Raw genomic sequence first — 17,903 nt, 5'->3', positions numbered from 1 at the left:
TTTTTCTTTTCTCAACTGTCTTTCCAGGTGGAGGGCGCAAAGATCAGCAGCATTGGGAATACTTCCAAACGCCCTGCCAGCATGTCAAACATCATAACATATTTGGAAAAAGGAGAAAAGTGGGAAAAGTTTTGGGAAGGACCGGCTCCTGCCAGTCCTGGTCCGATGTTGTTAAAGGTGGCGGCAACAGCAGTAAAATTCGTGGTGAAATCAAAATTATCCAAACTGACAAGCAGAACAGAAGCCGTAAAAATTGCGATATAGGCACCTAAAAACGTATTGATGGACCGGAGTACATGATGCTCAATGGGTTTACCTTCCAGCTTTAAAATCTTAACGCTTCTGGGATGGATTAAGGTCCCCAGCTCTTTTTTTAAAGCCTTTAACAGGATAACTATTCGTGATACTTTAAAGCCTCCTCCGGTACTCCCGGCACATGCCCCCACAAACATGAGAGCAACCAGAATTCCCTTTGAAAATTCCGGCCATAAATCAAAATCAACGGTGGAATATCCGGTTGTAGTAATGATTGAGGCCACCTGGAATGCCGCATGGTGGAAAGCAGAAAAAAGGCTACCAAATCCGCCGCGGATATTTATTGTTATAAGTAAAACAGACGCTGCAATGATTCCAAGATAAGCCCTGGCCTCTTCGCTATGCAAAGCTTCCTTTGGGTGCCGGGTCAAAAACAGGTGATATACATTAAAGTTTATTCCGAATAAAACCATGAAAACAGTAACAATCCCCTGTAAATAATAGCTTTCATAAAAAGCCATGCTGTTATTTTTGATCCCGAATCCGCCTGTGCCGGCGGTTCCGAAACTAATTGCAAGGGAGTCAAAAAAAGGCATACCTCCAAGCATCAGGAGAATAACTTCCAGAGCAGTCATGAACAAATAAATTTTATAAAGGATCTTAGCGGTGGCCCGCACCTTTGGTACCAGCTTTCCTACGGAAGGACCTGGGCTTTCCGCCTTCATAATGTACATATTATAGCCACCGGCAAGAGGAAGGATGGATAAGATAAACACCAGAACTCCCATACCGCCGATCCAGTGGGTAAAACTCCGCCACATGATCATACACTTGGAAAGTGATTCCACATCCGGCAAAACACTTGCTCCAGTCGTGGTAAAACCGGAAATGACCTCAAACATGGCATCTTCAAATTCAGGAATCTCCCCGCTGAGGTAAAAGGGCAATGCCCCAAAAAAGCTTAAGACGATCCAGCTCAGCGCAACGGATACAAAGCCTTCTTTTGCATAGAAAACCATGTTTTCCGGTTTTCTATGGGTAAAAATGAGCCCGATGGCTCCGCAGGCTGCCATGACCACCAGAAACCAATAACCGCTGGTTTCTTTGTAAATCAGTGCAGCAATACACGGCAGGAGCATAAAAATTGCTTCAATATTTAAAATCCAGCCCATCACATAGATAATAACTTTTTTATTCATAGCCTTTGCGTCTTTACCTACCTTAGTATATCTTTTAAGTCATTGAGCCCGGTCACTGTAGTGACAACGATTACCCGGTCTCCCTCTTCCATAGTATCCTTCCCCCGCGGGCTGATGAGACGCCCCCTTCGGATGATACAGGCCACCAGAAGATTATTCTTAAGCGCAAGCTTTTCCAATGGGATTCCTACGATGGATGGCTCTTTAGCCACACGGAATTCCAAGGCTTCCGCGCGGTCCGCCACAATCTTATACAGTGTTTCCACATTGCTCCCCATAGAATTTTGCATGGCTCGGACATATTGGAGAATGGTGTCAGCCGTAATGAGCTTAGGGTAGATCACACTGCCCAAATTCATGGAATCAATGACATTTTCAAAGGCGATCCGGTTCACCTTAGTGATCAGCTTAGCCTTGGACTGGCTAGCCGCATAAAGAGAAAGCATAATATTTTCCTCATCAAAGCCGGTGAGAGACGCAAAGGCATCGGTCTGTCCGATGCCCTCCTGAAGCAGCAGTTCCTGGTCAGAAGCATCTCCGTGAATGACCATGACTCTGGGCAGCAGCTCGCTCAGTTCATTGCAGCGTTCCACGTTCTGCTCCAGAATCTTTACGCTGATCTTTGTATTTTCCAGTAGTTTCGCCACGTAATATGTAATTTTACCTCCACCTACCAGCATGGCTGTTTTCACCGCATTGTTATCAATCCCTGCCTGCTTAAAGAACTTGTTGGCTTCCGAAGGAGATGCAATAAAAGAAATTTTATCTCCCGCCATCATAACAGATTCTCCGCTTGGAATTAAAACATCACTGCCGTGTTCAATGGCGCAGATCAGCACATTGCAGTGAAGCCTGGACAGCACTTCCCGTACCTTCATATTATGAAGTATGGATTGTTCCTGCACAAGGAACTTTAATATATCAATTCTGCCCTTGGCAAAGGTATCAATTTTGATTGCAGACGGAAAACGAAGCAGCCTGGCTATTTCCATGGCAGCAGCCATTTCTGGGTTAATGGCCATGGAAAGACCAAGCTCCTCCCTGATATATCTGATTTCAGAATCATATTCCGGATTGCGGATTCTGGCAATAGTATGGCAGTTTCCGGCTTTCTTAGCGATCAGACAGCAAAGCATGTTCAGCTCGTCAGAATTGGTTGTTGCAATCAAAAGATCGGTTTCCTGAATTCCCGCCTCCATCTGCACCTTATAAACTGCCCCATTTCCCACCACACCCATAACATCAATTCTCTCTGTCATAGAGTTAATTACATTGGCGTTTTTATCAATGAGCATGATATCATGGTGTTCATTGTTCAACTGTTCTGCCAGAGTTGCTCCTACCTTACCGCAACCCACTATAATGATTTTCATAATGAAACCTTCTCCTTCATCTGCAATGCCTGTTCATACAAAGGCTTCCGTATTTTTTTTCTGGTGACTTCCACCAGATTTAATTTTGTCATTTCAACAACGGTCGTCTTAACAGGATCTTTTGATACAATCTCCTCCAGACGTTCCATAAGAATACGTTTGTCCTCCTCCGCCTCCATATCAATAAAATCGATGATAATAATGCCAGATAAATTCCTCAGCCGAAGCTGATGACCGATTTCCTCTGCAGCCTCCAGGTTAACTTTTTTTATCGTTTCCCTGTGTTCTTTTTTTCCGGAATATTTTCCTGTATTTACGTCAATGACCACTAAAGCTTCCGTAGGCTCAATGACCAGGTATCCTCCTGATTTCAGCCAGACCCTTTTTCCCAAGGCTTCTTCCATGGTCTTTTCAATCCGGTAGAGTTTTCCAAGAGGAAGGAGCCTGTCTTCATACCATGTAAGAAGCCTTAGGTCTCCCGGCTGGTATTGCACCAGATAATCTTTGACAGCATCATAGATATCCGCCTCATCGGTGACCACCGCCTCCAGGGAGGCTTTCAGACTGTCCCTTAAGCCAGTCAGGTAAGAAGGTGCAGAACTGTAAAGCAGGCTGTAACAGGTTCTGTGCTTTCCGTTGTCCAAAACGTTCTTAAAGGATTTCTTTAATTGTACCAGTTCCGATTCCAGTTCCGCCTTCGGAACTTTATAAGCGTTGGTGCGGACGATGATCCCAAAGGATTCTTCCTTCCTTGATTCCAGATCCTGCTTTATCTCCTGCTTCCACGCCTGATCTGCGATTTTGGTAGAAAAGCCGATCTGTTTTTTTCCGGAGGTCAGCACAAAATAACGGCCGGTAATATTTAAGTTTCCTGTAAGGACCGGGGCCTTTGTCTTTACTGCATCCCGCTCCACCTGAACGATAATCTCATCACCCTGGCGCAGCTTTCCCTCATAGGGCCGCTGATCTGCAAAGTGGATCCATGCATCATTCAGACTTAAATATCCCATCTGTCCTTTCCCTATATCTACAAAAGCAGCGTTGATATTTTTTACAATATGATTTACTTTTCCAATATAAATATTGCCTAAAACAGGCCGGTTATTTTCCGGCTCAATATCCACCTGAACCGTCTCCCTTCCTGACTGAAGAAGGGTGATGACCGAGCCGTTCCATCTTGTTATGATTAACTTATTCACGGGATTCTCCTATAAGCCCCAATGGCACAAAGCTTTCATGTTCCGCATCTCCCATATTTCCGTACACCTCTTCCCGCTGGATCTGAAAGGCAAATTCCGGACACGTCTGCCCAAGCCACTGATAATATGCCGCCATCACCAGCTCAGGCTTTAAGTTGTCTGCACTTCCGGCTGATACCTTCATAAAAATCGAATCTCCGTGAACCGAAAGCTCATAAATAAAGTCCTTTAAGTCCACTTCTCTTTCCCCTTTTTTCGTTTTCTTTGTCATGAGGATATGATCCTGTTGTACAAATTCCGAGAGACGGTTTAAAAATGATTCCAAATCCTTTGGCTGCTTTCCTTCCCGGAAAGTCAGAGTGTAGTCTGCAGCAGCAACCAGGGACATGGCGTTTTTCGCATGTTCTTCAAGGATATGGCATTCCGTAACCTGGATTCCATCTGCCATAGTTTCATTCAACCGGCTCATTATGGTTTTGCAATCTTCCGTGGAGTTCACTTCAATGTCCATATATTCCCCATTACTGGTAAGTCCCACTCCTAATGGGGAGGCAAAAGACATGATCTGATGAGGGCTGAAACCCTCGCTGTATTTTATATCAATGTCAGCCCTTCTCATGGCCTTCTGGAAATAACGCATCACATCCAGGTGTCCCACGAATTTCACCGGGCCCTGCTTGGAAAATTTAATTCTAAGCTTCATAGCAGACACCTCCCTTGAAACCCATGGCCCCGCATCCGGAACACTTTTCCCGGCAGTTGGGGGTAACTTTCCCACTGACGGCGTTTTGCCACTCTCTCTTTAAAAATTCTTTTGAAACACCGGCATCAATAAAGTCCCAGGGGAACACTTCCTCCAAACTTCTATCTCTTACAGTATAGAAATCTGCATCCAGGCCGCAGGTTTCAAAAGCTTTCATCCAGATATCGTTTTTAAAATGTTCAGACCAGGAATCGTAAATGGCTCCGGTTTTATAGGCCTCCTCAATCAGGGATGAGATTTTCCTGTCTCCCCGGGCCAAAACGCCTTCCAGAACCGTTAAGTCCGCTTCATGGTAATTGTATTTTAAACTTTTCTGATTCAGCATCTTTTTGAACTTGTCCTTAACGATATAGGCTCTCTCTAAAAATTCCTCTTTTGTGCACATCTTCGCCCACTGGAACGGGGTAAAGGGCTTTGGAACAAAGAAGGAAGAGCTTGCCACTACCTGGACCTTCCCGTTTCTCTGGTCCTTTGGTATCTCATAATAGATTTCAGCCACCTTTTCCGACAGCTCTGCGATTCCTTCCATATCCTCAACGGTTTCCGTAGGCAGCCCCAGCATAAAATAAAGCTTTACCCGGTTCCAGCCGCCGCTAAAGGCCTCGCCTGCTCCTTTTAAAATGATCTCTTCTGTCAGCCCTTTGTTTATTACATCCCGAAGTCTCTGGGACCCTGCTTCAGGAGCAAAGGTCAGACTGCTTTTTCTTATGTCCTGGACCTTGCTCATGACATCAAGTGAAAAAGCATCAATACGAAGGGAGGGCAGAGAAATATTTACTCCCTTATCCTTAAATTCATCAATAAGGAAATTAACGATCCCCTCTAAATGGGTATAATCACTGGAGCTTAAAGAGCTTAAGGAAATCTCCTCATGTCCGGTGCTTTTTAGCAGCTTGCTGGCATAATCCTTTAAATATTCCAGGCTGTGTTCCCGTAAAGGACGGTAAACATTTCCGGCCTGGCAGAAACGGCAGCCCCTGATACAGCCTCTCATAACTTCCAGGACTACCCGGTCCTGAGTCACTTTGATAAAAGGGACTACCGGATTTTCAATGTAATAAGCCTCATCCATGGAGACAACCAACTGCTTCGTCACTTTCTCCTTTGCATGGGGATTGTTTGGCCTCATGCTTTCAATGGTACCGTCTTCCTTATAGGATACATCATAGAAAGCCGGGACATAGATCCCCTCTATCTCTGCCGCCATCTCCAAGAACTCCCGGCGGCTTCCTCCCCTCTTCTTATTTTCCTTGTAGCGGTCCATCAGTTCAAAATAAACGGTTTCCCCTTCTCCGATGTAAAACATATCAAAGAATTCTGCCAAAGGCTCAGGATTGTAGGCACAAGGCCCCCCGCCAATGATGATAGGGTCTTCCTCGGTCCGTTCCGCCCAGTGAAGGGGAATCTGCCCCAGATCAAGAATCTGCAGAATGTTTGTATAGCACATTTCATATTGAAGGGTGATTCCAATAAAATCAAACTCCCTAACAGGATCCTGGGACTCCAGAGCAAAAAGGGGGATATGCTGTTCCCTCATGATCTGGTCCAAATCCGTCCAGGGAGAAAAAATACGTTCGCAGTAAATATCTTCTCTGCGGTTAAACATATCGTATAAAATCTGCATTCCCAGGTGGGACATTCCGATCTCATAAACATCGGGAAAACACATGGCAAAGCGGATCTCTACCTTAGACATATCTTTTCTTGCCATATTTACCTCACCGCCGATATAGCGGGCGGGTTTTTCAATACTCAATAAAATCTCATCGCTTAATGCTAATTTTCTCATGGTCATTCCTTTTTATTGTATAGGATACGTATCTAGATTGCTTCCTATTTATTTTCTCCAGTCTCCATTACTTAATGATACTTTGCATAATTATAGGATACTTTCCGGGATTAATCAACTCTAAAATTGGCCGGCAGAGCCTGGCGCAGAAAAAAACAGAATACAGGTGCGATTGGTGATCCCCGGTCCATTCTTTCCACCGGCAAATTGTAAGATCATGAAAATGGCCCGGTCCGGGCCTTTAAGAAGGATATGGCAAAAACAATTCCCATATGGTATTATAATAGTTGCAGGTTAACTGGTAACCGTTAAAAGGAGGTTGTTGTAATGGCTGTTTTAAGTATTGTAAATCTAATATTATTGCTTTTATACCTGTCTGGCATTGGCGTAGGGATCTACATTTTATATCTGGTCATCAAAGCGCTGAAGATCTATATCAAGAAAAATTCTTAATGATCTTGTATCACAATTGGATTTCATAAAAAGAAAGTGCCATAAAGCGGATTCCGTTTAATAACAGCCGGAATTCCATCATGCCGGAATCGTCAATTCCTGGTCCAGAAGTTTATGAAGACAGTTGCAGCTCCGTTTTCTGGCCTTTCTTTTCTATGTCTGCAGTTTTCCAGGATACCAGCAGCAGCACACATCCCATCCAGATCGCTTTTTCTCCCAACCAGACAGACAACCCGCCCCCCATAAGAGCTCCCCCAAAAAAGGCTGACAGGATTCCTGTGTAATGGTATGCCCTTCTCCGGCACTCCCCATTTTTTCTCACAATGCCTTCATAATACATTTCAGCACAGGATCGCATATTTCCCGTGCAAAAAACCGGTGCATAGGCGGAATTTCCTCCGAAGTTACGGAAGGTACAAAATTGTACTGCGGCAGCAAATGAAACCGCTGTGTTGGCAAATAAGTGAGGAACTGTTCGTGGAATAAAGCCGACCAAAAACAGTACCCCAATTTCCATAAATAAAACACCTGATATCCAACTGGTATGTTCCTCTTTATAAATTTCATAATAAAAATGTCTTGCCAGAAAAACACCAACAAAGAACGCTGCAATGGGAACACAGGCCTGAATCATTCCTCTGTAATCCTTGGAAAGGAAGCGGATCGCTGCCAGTACGAAATTCCCGGTCTGGCCTGTGGCAAACACATTGCCTCTGTCAATATAAGAATAGGCATCCATAAGTCCGCCCGTCATTGCCAAAAGCATGTGAAATCCTATGTGGTCCGTTAGTTTTGTTTTTGCTCTGTTTCCCATATGCCAAGATCTCCTTACTGTTTCAGGCGCTTATCCTTCAGACATCTGTATTGAGTTTGTATCAATGATTTCTTTATTTTCATGCCTTAAACCTTTATCATTATAGTATAATCCTTCAGCAAGTACAAGTCTCCCCAAAAGCAATCTGCCTTGAACCCTCCGTTTCAGCGGAACGTCCAAGGCAGAATCATATGATCAATATGCTCCCCTGACAATTATGTATTATCCTTTTGCTTCATAATAAGCGGCTATGCCCTTAAAAATCAAGGATCCAACCACCGAGCCCCCGTCTAATATTCCGATGCTCCGCTCTGCCGAATATGCGGCACGCCCATGAACCGCCTGCATCTGTTTTGTGGCTTCCGAACCTTCTGCTGCTGCCTTTGCGGCTTCCTTCACTGCGGTTTCCGGTTCATGGGCATACTTTACCAGCGCAAGAACTCCAGGATACAGGGAATCAAGGATCGTTTTTTCTCCCACCTTTGATCCTGCCTTTTCCATAATATTCTTCACACCGGCAAGCATGGCCTCTGCGGCTTCTTCAAAGCTCACCTTCTCTTTTCCCTTTAAAGCTTTTGCCATACCCATGAAGCCAAAGGAGGTGATCGTTCCCAGAGAGGAGGGGGCGAAGGCATTGAATGTCTTGCCGCATCCCATCATCAGCCTTCCCAGATCCTTTTCTTGCGCAGTATTTAAAAATTCAGCCACTGCGCGGTAGCCGTCATCCATGGAGATTCCCAGGTCCCCGTCTCCGTTTACCTGGTCCAGCGCTACCAGATAATCCCGGTTTTCGGACATTTCTGCGCTGATTGCCTCAATGATCCCCTTTACCGAATTTCCATTCATAAATGTCTCCCCCTATTTGTTTGTATTCGTATAAAACGGAGATTCTGCCGGAGCTTTCAGCAATTCTAATAATTCCTGATCCAGCTTGAAGATCGTAACAGATAAGCCGGCCATTTCCATGGAAGTGGCATACTCCCCAATGTGAGGCATCCTTATTCTGACTCTTAAATGAGAGAGAATCTGATGGACTTTTCTATACACGATGAGCTGCTCCTCCAAGGGAGTTCCTCCAAGGCCGTTGACCATAACGGACACTTGGTCTCCTTCTTTCAAAGGCATATCCTTTAAGATTTCCCCCACCAGCGTTTCGGCAATCTCATCAGCAGTCATCATCTTCCTTACCTCAATGCCTGCTTCTCCATGGATTCCCATTCCTATCTCAATCTCGTCTTCTCCAATGGCAAAGGTGGGTTTTCCTGCCTTGGGAACTATACAGGGCGACAGGGCAGCACCCATGGAGCGGATGTTGTTCAGCGCTTTGGCTGTCACAGCCGCTACTTCCTCCAGGTTCATCATTTTATCTGCGGCAGCTCCTGCGATCTTAAAGGCATATACCATACCTGCAACGCCCCGGCGCTTGTCGGCATGTTCCGGATCAGAGCTGGCAACATCATCCTTTACAAGCACCATCTTTGTCTGAATATCCTCTAACTCCACTTCCTCACAGGCCATGGTAAAGTTAAACCGGTCGCCGTTATAATTTCCATATAAGCACAGCACACCTCTGCCCTTATCACAGGCGCGAATCATATCAGCCATTTTCGCAGCCGAGGGAGAGGCAAATACTTCCCCTACGGCGCAGCCATCTAAAAGTCCCTTTCCAACATACCCGAGAAACACCGGAAGATGGCCGCTTCCCCCGGCGGTTACGACTCCTACCTTTCCTTCCCTGGCAGGATAACCGGATACCAGAACCTGAAAGTCTTCATGTAACAGCTTTACCTTATCACCGTATGCGCAGATAATGCCTTCCATGGTATCCCGGACAAATGTATCTGCACTGTTAATTATCTTTTTCATACATTTCCTCTCCTTCTATTATTCAGGCAGTACCAGTGGAAATTGATTTTTCTCTTTCCTTAAGGAATGAGATCTCTTTGGGATATTCCCACCTTTGCAGCTCCTCCGGTCCAAAACCTTCCGGCTCATTTCCCCCGTTTGCCGTCAATGCAAGATAATATAATTCAGCAAGTTCCTCAATGTAGGCAGCCTTTAAAAACGCCTCATAAATATTCCGTTCATCAACTGCAACTGCTCCGTGCTTTTCCAATAAAAAACAGTCCGCTTCCAAACAGCTTTCAATGACACTTTCTGCCAGACCTGTGGTGCCCGGACGTCCATAAGGAGCCACCGGGACCCTGGCTTTTGTCAGGCCTAAATTAGCCACTTCATATACAATAGCCGGAAGGGGCTTGTTCAGCAGGGCAAATGCAGTGGCATATGGTGAGTGTGTATGGGCAACGGCAGACGCTTTCGGCCTTTGGCGGTAAATCATCAGATGCATCAGGGTTTCGCTGGTGGGTCTTAAACCTGATAAATTTTCTACCACATTGGCCTCTAAGTCCATGACCACCATATCTCTTGGGGTCAGTAAGTCCCGGTCTACACTGGTAGGGGTGATGACCACAAAACCAGACGCCAGATCCCGAGCGCTGAAATTCCCGGATTTATGTTTGCACAAACCATCTCTCTGAGCCCGCTTTGCGATTTCACACACTTCCTTTTTTAATGTTTCAAGCATTCTTTTCTCCTCTTTTCTTCTTTGTCTTCGCCGTTTGAATGAGAAAGACTAAAAACGGCCTGTTACAGCAAATTCAAAATGTCAGCTGCTGATTTGGCTTCCTTTAACGCAGCCAGCTTCTTTTCATCTTCTAATAGATTGATCAACTGGTTCAAAGCTGCCAAATGACTTTCGTAATCCGGAGTTGCCAGGACAAAAATCACCTTTACCTCCATATAATGATTTACCATTATGTTCTGGGGGAGCAATAGCATGGACAATCCCACATCATATACTCCAGCATCGATCCCTGCATGGGCGATCATGACATGCTCTGCGATGAGCATGATCTGCCGGTGTTGGAGGATGTTGGATATAATCGTTTCCACATACTGGTATTTGATTACATTTTTATATAACAGGGGCACTGCTGCAAATTCAATGGCTTCCTTCCAGCCCATGGACTCCTTAATGATCCGGATATTGGAGCTTGAGAGCAACTCCTTTAACTCCGGCTTTCTTTTTTCTGCCTTTCCACCTGTCCTCCCGTCAGGCTTTGCCATATACGAGTCAATTTCCATCCGCAGCTTTTGAAACACACTTTCGTTTGTGTGCTTTTTTATGATCTGAAGTATGGTTTCTACCTGGGGAAAGATTTCTCCGGAGTTTTTCAGGCTTTCAAACACATTTTTCCGAAGTTTTTTTCTTCCTTCTTTGTCCATCAGCGGTTCGATCACAAACTGTTTCTTTGTTGTCCTTAAAGGAGCCGTTGTAAATACCAGGTCAAAATCCTCCTGATTCTGGTCGAACTGGCGCGCTGACATATAGCTGAGAAAATCAATTTCCGGAAAGGTTCGTTTTAAAGAGGTCAGAAGAAAATGGGATACGGTGATGCCGTTTAGACATACCACCACCGCACGGGGGCGCCTGTCTGTTTTCTCCTCCTCATCCTCTCTGCTGGTCTGAGCAATAAAAATCAGTGTGATATAAGCCAGTTCACTTTCCGGAAAGGACATTCCGATCAGATTTTCCAGGGGAGCTACGGATTTTTTTACCATATCATGTACTTCCTGGTAGGCAGGAAGTACATATTCCGTGATATCCGGGCCTATATGAAAATTATATCTGATACGGTACAAGGCAGGCAGGCTGTGATTCATTAGCAGATGAAAGGTATCCTTCTTGTTGTCAAAGCAAATACAGGCGATCCTCTCAAAATTGCCGATGGTTTCCTCCACTGCCCGATAAACCTCTTCCTGCCCTGCCACAGCCTCTAAATGGGAGTTGATCCTCATGCTTTGAATATGGGCGGTAAAATACATGGTTTCATAAATATTGTTCACCCCCTCATCAGCCAGGCAGGATTTGATCACCATATACTCCTTTGTTCCTGCTACATGATGAAAGGTTTCCGGTATCCTGTCTAAAACCAGGCCGTCTCTGATCCGCCTGAGGACCAGGGTGAAAAAGCATCGGTTCACCTCGATCATCTCATCGGTAAATCGGGTTTTCAATTCCCCTTCAATGGTCTCTGTCATATTTCTCATGAGTTCTATCTGTTTGGAGGTGATCCTTCCGATTTGGTAAACCATTGCCTGATGCCCCCTGCCGGACAAAATATTGCGCAGTACAAGAAACAGCCGCTGCCTTAAATCATATTCCCGGCCTTCCAGTCTGTACCCTTTTTCCCTGCTGTAGATGAGGCGGAGGTTTGAATCAGGCATTTCATCTTTTAACCGTTTTATATCTGACAGTACCGTATTCTTACTGGCCTTTAGTCTGGTAATAAAATGCTGCAGCGACAGTTCCTGGTACTTTGTCAGAAGCATAAGCTGGATGATATCGCCCCGTTCTTCCTTTGTCAGCCAGACGTCCTGGTTTTCCAGCTCCAGCCGGGTAACATCCAGTTGTTCTATTACCTCATCCGGAATAAGTATCCTCCCGTTGTTTATTCGTTCCAGAATCGGCAGCCGCTGTTCTTCCAGATATTCATTAATTTTAGCAATCCCATACTCCAGTTGTTTTCTGGACAAATGTAATTTTGCCTCCAGATCCTTTCCGGTGACAGACGCACTATGATGAATAATTTCTTTCAAAATCAAGCAATTTCGTTGGCCGATTTTCATAATTTGCCTCCTGATGAATCAGGGGATATCCTTCATATCCAGCTGATTCACAACGTTTATATGGAAGGATATCGTTCTTCCTCAGGCGCGTTCCTTTGCCAGATCTTCCTTCTTCTCCTGAACCAGACTTCTTGAATAAAGTACAAAACACACAATCCACACAACCAGAATGACCAGAGGCAGGAAATCTCCCTGCAGTGCCTTTACCGCATGAGAGAATGCATAGGTGAAAATAGGGCCGTCAATGCTTGAGTTGGAGATCATCTGTCCGGAAGCCAGTTCCACAGCCTTGGTGGTATTTGCCAGTTCTGTCATAAAGGGAGCAAAAGCAGTTCCGACCCATAAGAATACAGGAGTAAAAATAGTGCACTGAATGAGCATCCGCAGGATGTTTCCCCTGCTCACAAGGTAGGCAGGCACTGCGATGGCAATGTTAATAATACCGGCAAAGGGCAGGATCTTATTGCCGGGAAGGACAAAGGACATAATAAGCGTTACCGGAACTGTCCAGATAACAGCCAGCCATATTTCATTTGCACCTCCAAGGAAAGGCCAATCCAGACCAACGTACATTTCCCGTTCCGCAAATTTACTTTGCATGAACTCCGATACCGCATTTGAGATGGGTTCCAGCGCCTGCATAAAATATTTGGAAATTACGGGGAACAGGGTCAAAGCAGTGGCACATTGTATACCAAGGGTCAATATACCGGCCAGATCATATCTAGCCAGCACTCCGAAAATGATACCCAGCAGAAAACCCAAAATGTGGTTTTCCGCAAAAATACCTAGCTTTTCCTTCAGATCCTGTGCATTAAAGGATTTATCAAAGACCGGAATCTTCCGCAGTATACAGTCCACAATATACATAGGCGCTGCAAGAAAAACCATTTTATGAGTACAGGTAACTCCTGGAATGCCGGATAGTTTTCCAATGCGGTGCTGGTGGAAATCAGCAGATTTCAATTCAAACACCACCTGGACCGCTGCAACTGCAAATGCTGCTATGACATTACCAGTTATGTAATACACTGCAACGGCCGTGAAGATTTTACCCCATACATTCCATAAATCAGCATTAAAGGTATCCGTCTTGTTCATGGCAAGCATAACAATATTAATTACGATCACCAGAGGGAACATTAAAAATGCATAAGGCCATGACCAGGAAATCGTAGACATGGTGGTCCAGCCCCCGTCGGTAATGGGAAGGTCAATACCGGAAAACTTTAACATGGCAGTTGCTGCCGGTGTGATCACACCGGTCATGTAATTGATCAGCATACTCATACCGGAAAACGCCACGCCAAGGGTAATGCCTGATGAAACAGCATCCTTTACTTTCATCTTAACAATTAATCCGGCGATGATTATGATAACCGGTACAAACACAGCCGCTCCAAGCCCAAGAAAGAAATTAACCGTATTCGCTAACATCTGCATTCTCATTTACCTCCTTATTGTTATAGATACTTCTTTTTATAGTCTTCGATTGCCATCAGCAGTTTCTCAAACTCCCGGTCTTTCCCAATGCCCGTGAGAAACGCAATTCCATTGATCACAGGAATGGGATATTCCTTGGCATTTTTTACAATGGTGATATAAGCAGCACTGCCATCCATATAACGGTCAACAGACTTTAGATCCACTGCCTCCACCAGAGCATCCACCTTCTTTTCTTTTAGCATGCGGTTTACTTTGCTTGCCACTGTCTGTGAAGTGGCCACACCGCTTCCGCAGGCCACAATAACTCTGATTCCCATAGTCAATACCTCCTCCGATATTCATACGAATCTTTACGATTCCATACCCTTAATGCCGCAGACCAGTTCAAAGTATTCATCCGCTGACCCGGCATTTTTCAGATGCTCCATTAATTCCTCATCCTGAAAATTCTCCACCAATATCTGAAGCAGGTCTATATGCTCCTCAGATTTTAAAAATCCCAGCATAAAAATAAACCTGACCGGATGGATTTCATCATTGTTGGCCATTTCTCTCCATGGAACAGCTTCCTTCAATCGGATAGGAGCAATAAACGGCCGGATGATATGGCTGGTATCCGTATGAGGGATAGCAACCGGATAAGGCTTAATGGGAAGTGCCGTGGGATAGCTTTCCTCCCTCGCCTTTAGTGACTCCAGATAAGTGTCTTTTACAAACCCATTTTGAAACAGAATGTCTGCCATTCGTTCAAAGACTTCGGTCTGATCCGCCGCTTCCCAGTCCAGCTGAACCAGTTCCCGAAATAACATATCCTTTTTCAAATGTAACCTCCTTCTACGCTTCTCTTTTACCGGTAGTTTCAAAGCAATTAATTATGTGCAAATTATACCATTTGACCATGCCGTTATCCACAACCATTGTGTACAATTATCAAATATGCCATTGCGCAAAATTGGGCTCATGGAATCATAAATAAAAATACCCTGAAGGCGAAGCACAGATTTCTTTCTGCGGCTGACCTACAGGGTATTTGGCTGATCCCGTTTATTCTCTTTCTGTAAATTTCTCTATAATTTTAAGAAGAAGCTCCACCACCTTTTCCATGGACTGAACTGGGATGAACTCAAATTTTCCATGGTAATTATAGCCTCCTGTGCACAGGTTGGGACAGGGAAGTCCCTCGTATGACAAACGGGCTCCATCGGTTCCTCCCCGGATAGGGGTCACCTTAGGCTCTATTCCGATTTCCTCCATGGAAGCCTTTGCTACGTCGATCAGATACATATGAGGCTGGATCTTTTCTTTCATGTTATAGTAACTGTCCTTTAACAAAAGCTCCACGGTGCCTGCATGGTAGCGGCTGTTAAGATACTCTGTCACTCTTTCCATAAATGCCTTTTTCTCTTCAAATTTTTCTTTGCTGTGGTCCCGGATAATGTAATCCATACGGGCTTCCTCCACGGTTCCCCTCATGGAATCTAAGTGGTAAAATCCCTCATATCCTTCTGTATACATGGGATTCTCCGCTGCCGGGAGCATGTTGTGAAACTCCATGGCCATAAGCAGGGCGTTTTTCATCCTTCCCTTGGAAGATCCCGGATGAATGCTGGAGCCGTGTACAAGGACTCTCGCAGAAGCTGCATTGAAATTCTCATATTCCAGTTCTCCTAATCCGCCGCCGTCTACCGTATAGGCCACATCAGCGCCAAAGCACTTTACATCAAAGAAATCGGCGCCTCTTCCTACCTCTTCATCAGGCGTAAATCCAATGCGGATGGTTCCATGGGGAATCTCCGGATGAGCCAGGAGATGTTCTGCCATAGCCATGATCTCGGCAACTCCGGCCTTGTCATCAGCACCCAGCAGGGTGGTTCCATCCGTTGTAATAATATCCTGTCCCTTATACTTTAAAAGATCAGGAAAATCCTGAGGCTTCATGACCAGGCCGGTGTCCTTATTCATGAGAATATCACCGCCGTCATAATTTTCAACTATCTGAGGCTTCACCCCTTCCCCGGAATATGCGGGAGCAGTGTCCATGTGGGCAATAAAACCAAGGACAGGAACAGCCTTTTCAGTAGTGGCAGGTATGGTAGCATATACGTAGCAATGTTCATCCACCATAACATTTTCAGCTTTCATGGCCTGAAGCTGGGCTGCCAGTTCCCTGGCTAATAACCTTTGTTTTTCCGTGCTTGGTACAGCTTCCATATCCTCCCTGGACTGAGTGTCAAAGGATATATACTTTAAAAAATTGTTTAATACTGCTGACATCATTATACCGCCTCTTTTTCTGTAATTTTATTTTTCCATATTGATAATAGCTTTGATAGCCCCTGCACCGGACCATATAGACAGACCATAACCAATGGCAAGGTCAAGGAAAAATTCTCCCCACATATCCATATCAGACATAAGCTTTCCAAAGTTAGCAAAAACATAGACCAGGGTTTCAAAGCTGGCCTCATACTGGAAGTATGCTCTTGCCATGGACACTGCATAATCCAGAAGGTTGGCTCCTCCTATCATTCCGGCTGTTATGATGAGGCATAGGATGGCTCCCTTTTTGTCCAGTGAGCCTCCAAACTTCTCATAACCGCTTAACGCAAGCTTCAGCATAACAAATCCGGCAATCCCGGCGATAAATCCCACTTGGCCGATGAGCACCCATAAACCCACTCCTAAAAGCGACGCAAACAGCGCGCCGATCACGCCCGGAAAGGCATTGGACTGCTTCCGCTCAAGGGCTGCGGATACCTGAAGGACTGCTTCCTGCCCCTCATCTCCGGTATTTATGTGATATCCTCCTTCCAGAAGATATTCCGGCATTTCCTCTTTTTTACTTGCAATCTTCTTTTTCACCTGAAGAATCAGGCTTTGGAACGCTTCCTCCTTTATGCGGCCGCCTCGTTTTATAGAAGCAAGGGTATGGTGTTCTCCATCTGTGGTTTCCAATCCAAGCTTTTTTACTGTTACAGAGGAAGTATCATAAATCCGGTCTACCGCCTGGTATGGGATGATGTCAAATCCCTCTGCGTCAGTAACGATATAATTCTCAGACAAATAGAGGGCCTTTTTTCCATAAGCAAGAGTAAGAGCCCCTTGAAGCTGTTCGTCCAACTGAAGCAGTCTTTCTTCCGGCCATGCTTTCCGTGTGGCCCTGCTTCGCTTGAAGCTCCGGCTGTTAAGGTTCCATATCAGAACCAGAGTTCCCGCCGACGCTGCCGTAAATGCGGACAGAAAAACTAGAAAAATGGTTCTTTGGGCATTGGATGCCGGCTTTCTAGTGGTATCCAGATAGTATTCTCCGAAATAATCCGAAAAATTATCCTCTGTCACAAGTTCTTCTCCCCACATGTCATTGTAGCTTTCCATTGCATAGGTACGGATATCTTCCTCAATCGGTGCCGACATACCGTAAAACACCACCGGCTCCGGTGCTTCCTCGGATTCCTCGTACAAGTAGGATTGAATTTTTAAATTATCCTCCGGCAGATCTCCATGAACCTGTACGATAAAAGGCAGAAGGTTTTCGTCGTAGGCAAAATAATAATGATTGGTCTCCTTAAAATCCGATGCAAACTCCTGGGTCAGCATCTGTGCCTTTAAGCTGCTGTAAATATCCGCTCCGTCATATACATGAAACTCCACCGGTTTCACGTCAGGTTTCGTGTTTCCCAAAAGCTTCATGCCAATTCCAGCAAAAAAAAAGGAAAGGGCAATGATATACAGGAAAACCACCGGAAGCACCCAGCGGTAAAGCCCTGTCATCCGTTTCATCCTCCGGGACATCTGTTTTTTCATACTCGTGGCCTCCTTTGATCTCAATTTCCTAATTATACCATAGAGCGGCCAGGCTGTCCATGACGTATGTAATCCAGTATAAGACTGACGATTCGTTAGTCAGCTGAGACTTCTGT

Annotated in this window: 16 protein-coding genes; 1 reads left to right on the top strand and 15 read right to left on the bottom strand. The window is 45.1% G+C overall.

The features are described from left to right. Positions 1-11: 11 nt before the first annotated feature. Genes CLOSA_RS10100 through CLOSA_RS10080 form a run of 5 tightly spaced genes read right to left on the bottom strand, consistent with a single transcriptional unit; the run spans position 12 to position 6,578 of the window. Positions 12-1,454, bottom strand: coding sequence for a TrkH family potassium uptake protein (locus tag CLOSA_RS10100; RefSeq protein WP_013272665.1), 1,443 nt, complete (start codon positions 1,452-1,454; stop codon positions 12-14). A gap of 17 nt (positions 1,455-1,471) precedes the next feature. After that, complete coding sequence (gene trkA / locus CLOSA_RS10095; protein WP_013272664.1) at positions 1,472-2,827, bottom strand: Trk system potassium transporter TrkA; 1,356 nt, start codon at positions 2,825-2,827, stop codon at positions 1,472-1,474. Then, on the bottom strand, positions 2,824-4,026 hold the full coding sequence (locus CLOSA_RS10090; protein ID WP_013272663.1) for a ribonuclease E/G: 1,203 nt from the start codon (positions 4,024-4,026) through the stop codon (positions 2,824-2,826). The genes trkA and CLOSA_RS10090 overlap by 4 nt, the downstream gene beginning before the upstream one ends. Next, the gene (locus tag CLOSA_RS10085) at positions 4,019-4,729 is read right to left on the bottom strand and encodes a TIGR03936 family radical SAM-associated protein (RefSeq protein ID WP_013272662.1); all 711 of its coding nucleotides are present in this window, start codon (positions 4,727-4,729) and stop codon (positions 4,019-4,021) included. Before CLOSA_RS10085 ends, CLOSA_RS10090 begins: the two co-directional genes overlap by 8 nt. Then, complete coding sequence (locus CLOSA_RS10080) at positions 4,719-6,578, bottom strand: TIGR03960 family B12-binding radical SAM protein (RefSeq protein ID WP_013272661.1); 1,860 nt, start codon at positions 6,576-6,578, stop codon at positions 4,719-4,721. The genes CLOSA_RS10085 and CLOSA_RS10080 overlap by 11 nt, the downstream gene beginning before the upstream one ends. A gap of 327 nt (positions 6,579-6,905) precedes the next feature. Between CLOSA_RS10080 and CLOSA_RS23410 the strand changes: the two genes are divergently transcribed. After that, the gene (locus CLOSA_RS23410; protein WP_013272660.1) at positions 6,906-7,031 is read left to right on the top strand and encodes a hypothetical protein; all 126 of its coding nucleotides are present in this window, start codon (positions 6,906-6,908) and stop codon (positions 7,029-7,031) included. Positions 7,032-7,143: 112 nt separating this feature from the next. On the opposite strand, the gene CLOSA_RS10075 is transcribed toward CLOSA_RS23410, so the two are convergent. The 10 genes from CLOSA_RS10075 to CLOSA_RS10030 all read right to left on the bottom strand — a co-directional run bounded on the left by CLOSA_RS10075 (position 7,144) and on the right by CLOSA_RS10030 (position 17,787). After that, on the bottom strand, positions 7,144-7,845 hold the full coding sequence (locus CLOSA_RS10075) for a YoaK family protein (protein WP_013272659.1): 702 nt from the start codon (positions 7,843-7,845) through the stop codon (positions 7,144-7,146). A 222-nt stretch (positions 7,846-8,067) separates the two neighbouring features. Beyond that, positions 8,068-8,691, bottom strand: coding sequence for a dihydroxyacetone kinase subunit L (locus CLOSA_RS10070; RefSeq protein WP_013272658.1), 624 nt, complete (start codon positions 8,689-8,691; stop codon positions 8,068-8,070). Positions 8,692-8,703: 12 nt separating this feature from the next. After that, a complete protein-coding gene (locus CLOSA_RS10065) occupies positions 8,704-9,711 on the bottom strand; it encodes a dihydroxyacetone kinase subunit DhaK (protein WP_013272657.1) in 1,008 nt (335 codons plus the stop codon). Between the two features lie 22 nt (positions 9,712-9,733). Further along, positions 9,734-10,432, bottom strand: coding sequence for a class II aldolase/adducin family protein (locus tag CLOSA_RS10060; protein ID WP_013272656.1), 699 nt, complete (start codon positions 10,430-10,432; stop codon positions 9,734-9,736). Positions 10,433-10,494: 62 nt separating this feature from the next. Next, positions 10,495-12,537 (bottom strand): BglG family transcription antiterminator, encoded by a 2,043-nt coding sequence (locus CLOSA_RS10055; RefSeq protein ID WP_013272655.1) that lies wholly within the window; start codon positions 12,535-12,537, stop codon positions 10,495-10,497. Positions 12,538-12,618: 81 nt separating this feature from the next. Continuing rightward, positions 12,619-13,980: a PTS galactitol transporter subunit IIC gene (locus tag CLOSA_RS10050; protein WP_013272654.1), complete on the bottom strand. Its 1,362-nt coding sequence runs from the start codon at positions 13,978-13,980 to the stop codon at positions 12,619-12,621. A gap of 20 nt (positions 13,981-14,000) precedes the next feature. Further along, complete coding sequence (locus tag CLOSA_RS10045; RefSeq protein ID WP_013272653.1) at positions 14,001-14,300, bottom strand: PTS sugar transporter subunit IIB; 300 nt, start codon at positions 14,298-14,300, stop codon at positions 14,001-14,003. Between the two features lie 33 nt (positions 14,301-14,333). Next, complete coding sequence (locus tag CLOSA_RS10040; protein WP_013272652.1) at positions 14,334-14,804, bottom strand: PTS sugar transporter subunit IIA; 471 nt, start codon at positions 14,802-14,804, stop codon at positions 14,334-14,336. 223 nt (positions 14,805-15,027) lie between these two features. Further along, complete coding sequence (gene pepT, locus CLOSA_RS10035; protein WP_013272651.1) at positions 15,028-16,257, bottom strand: peptidase T; 1,230 nt, start codon at positions 16,255-16,257, stop codon at positions 15,028-15,030. Between the two features lie 27 nt (positions 16,258-16,284). Beyond that, a complete protein-coding gene (locus tag CLOSA_RS10030; RefSeq protein ID WP_013272650.1) occupies positions 16,285-17,787 on the bottom strand; it encodes a hypothetical protein in 1,503 nt (500 codons plus the stop codon). Positions 17,788-17,903 lie beyond the last annotated feature (116 nt).

Origin of the sequence: [Clostridium] saccharolyticum WM1 (assembly GCF_000144625.1) — a bacterium.
In the GTDB taxonomy this organism is placed as follows: Bacteria; Bacillota; Clostridia; order Lachnospirales; family Lachnospiraceae; genus Lacrimispora; species Lacrimispora saccharolytica.
Note: the sequence above shows the minus strand (reverse complement) of the source record. Positions and strands in the feature narration are given on the sequence as shown.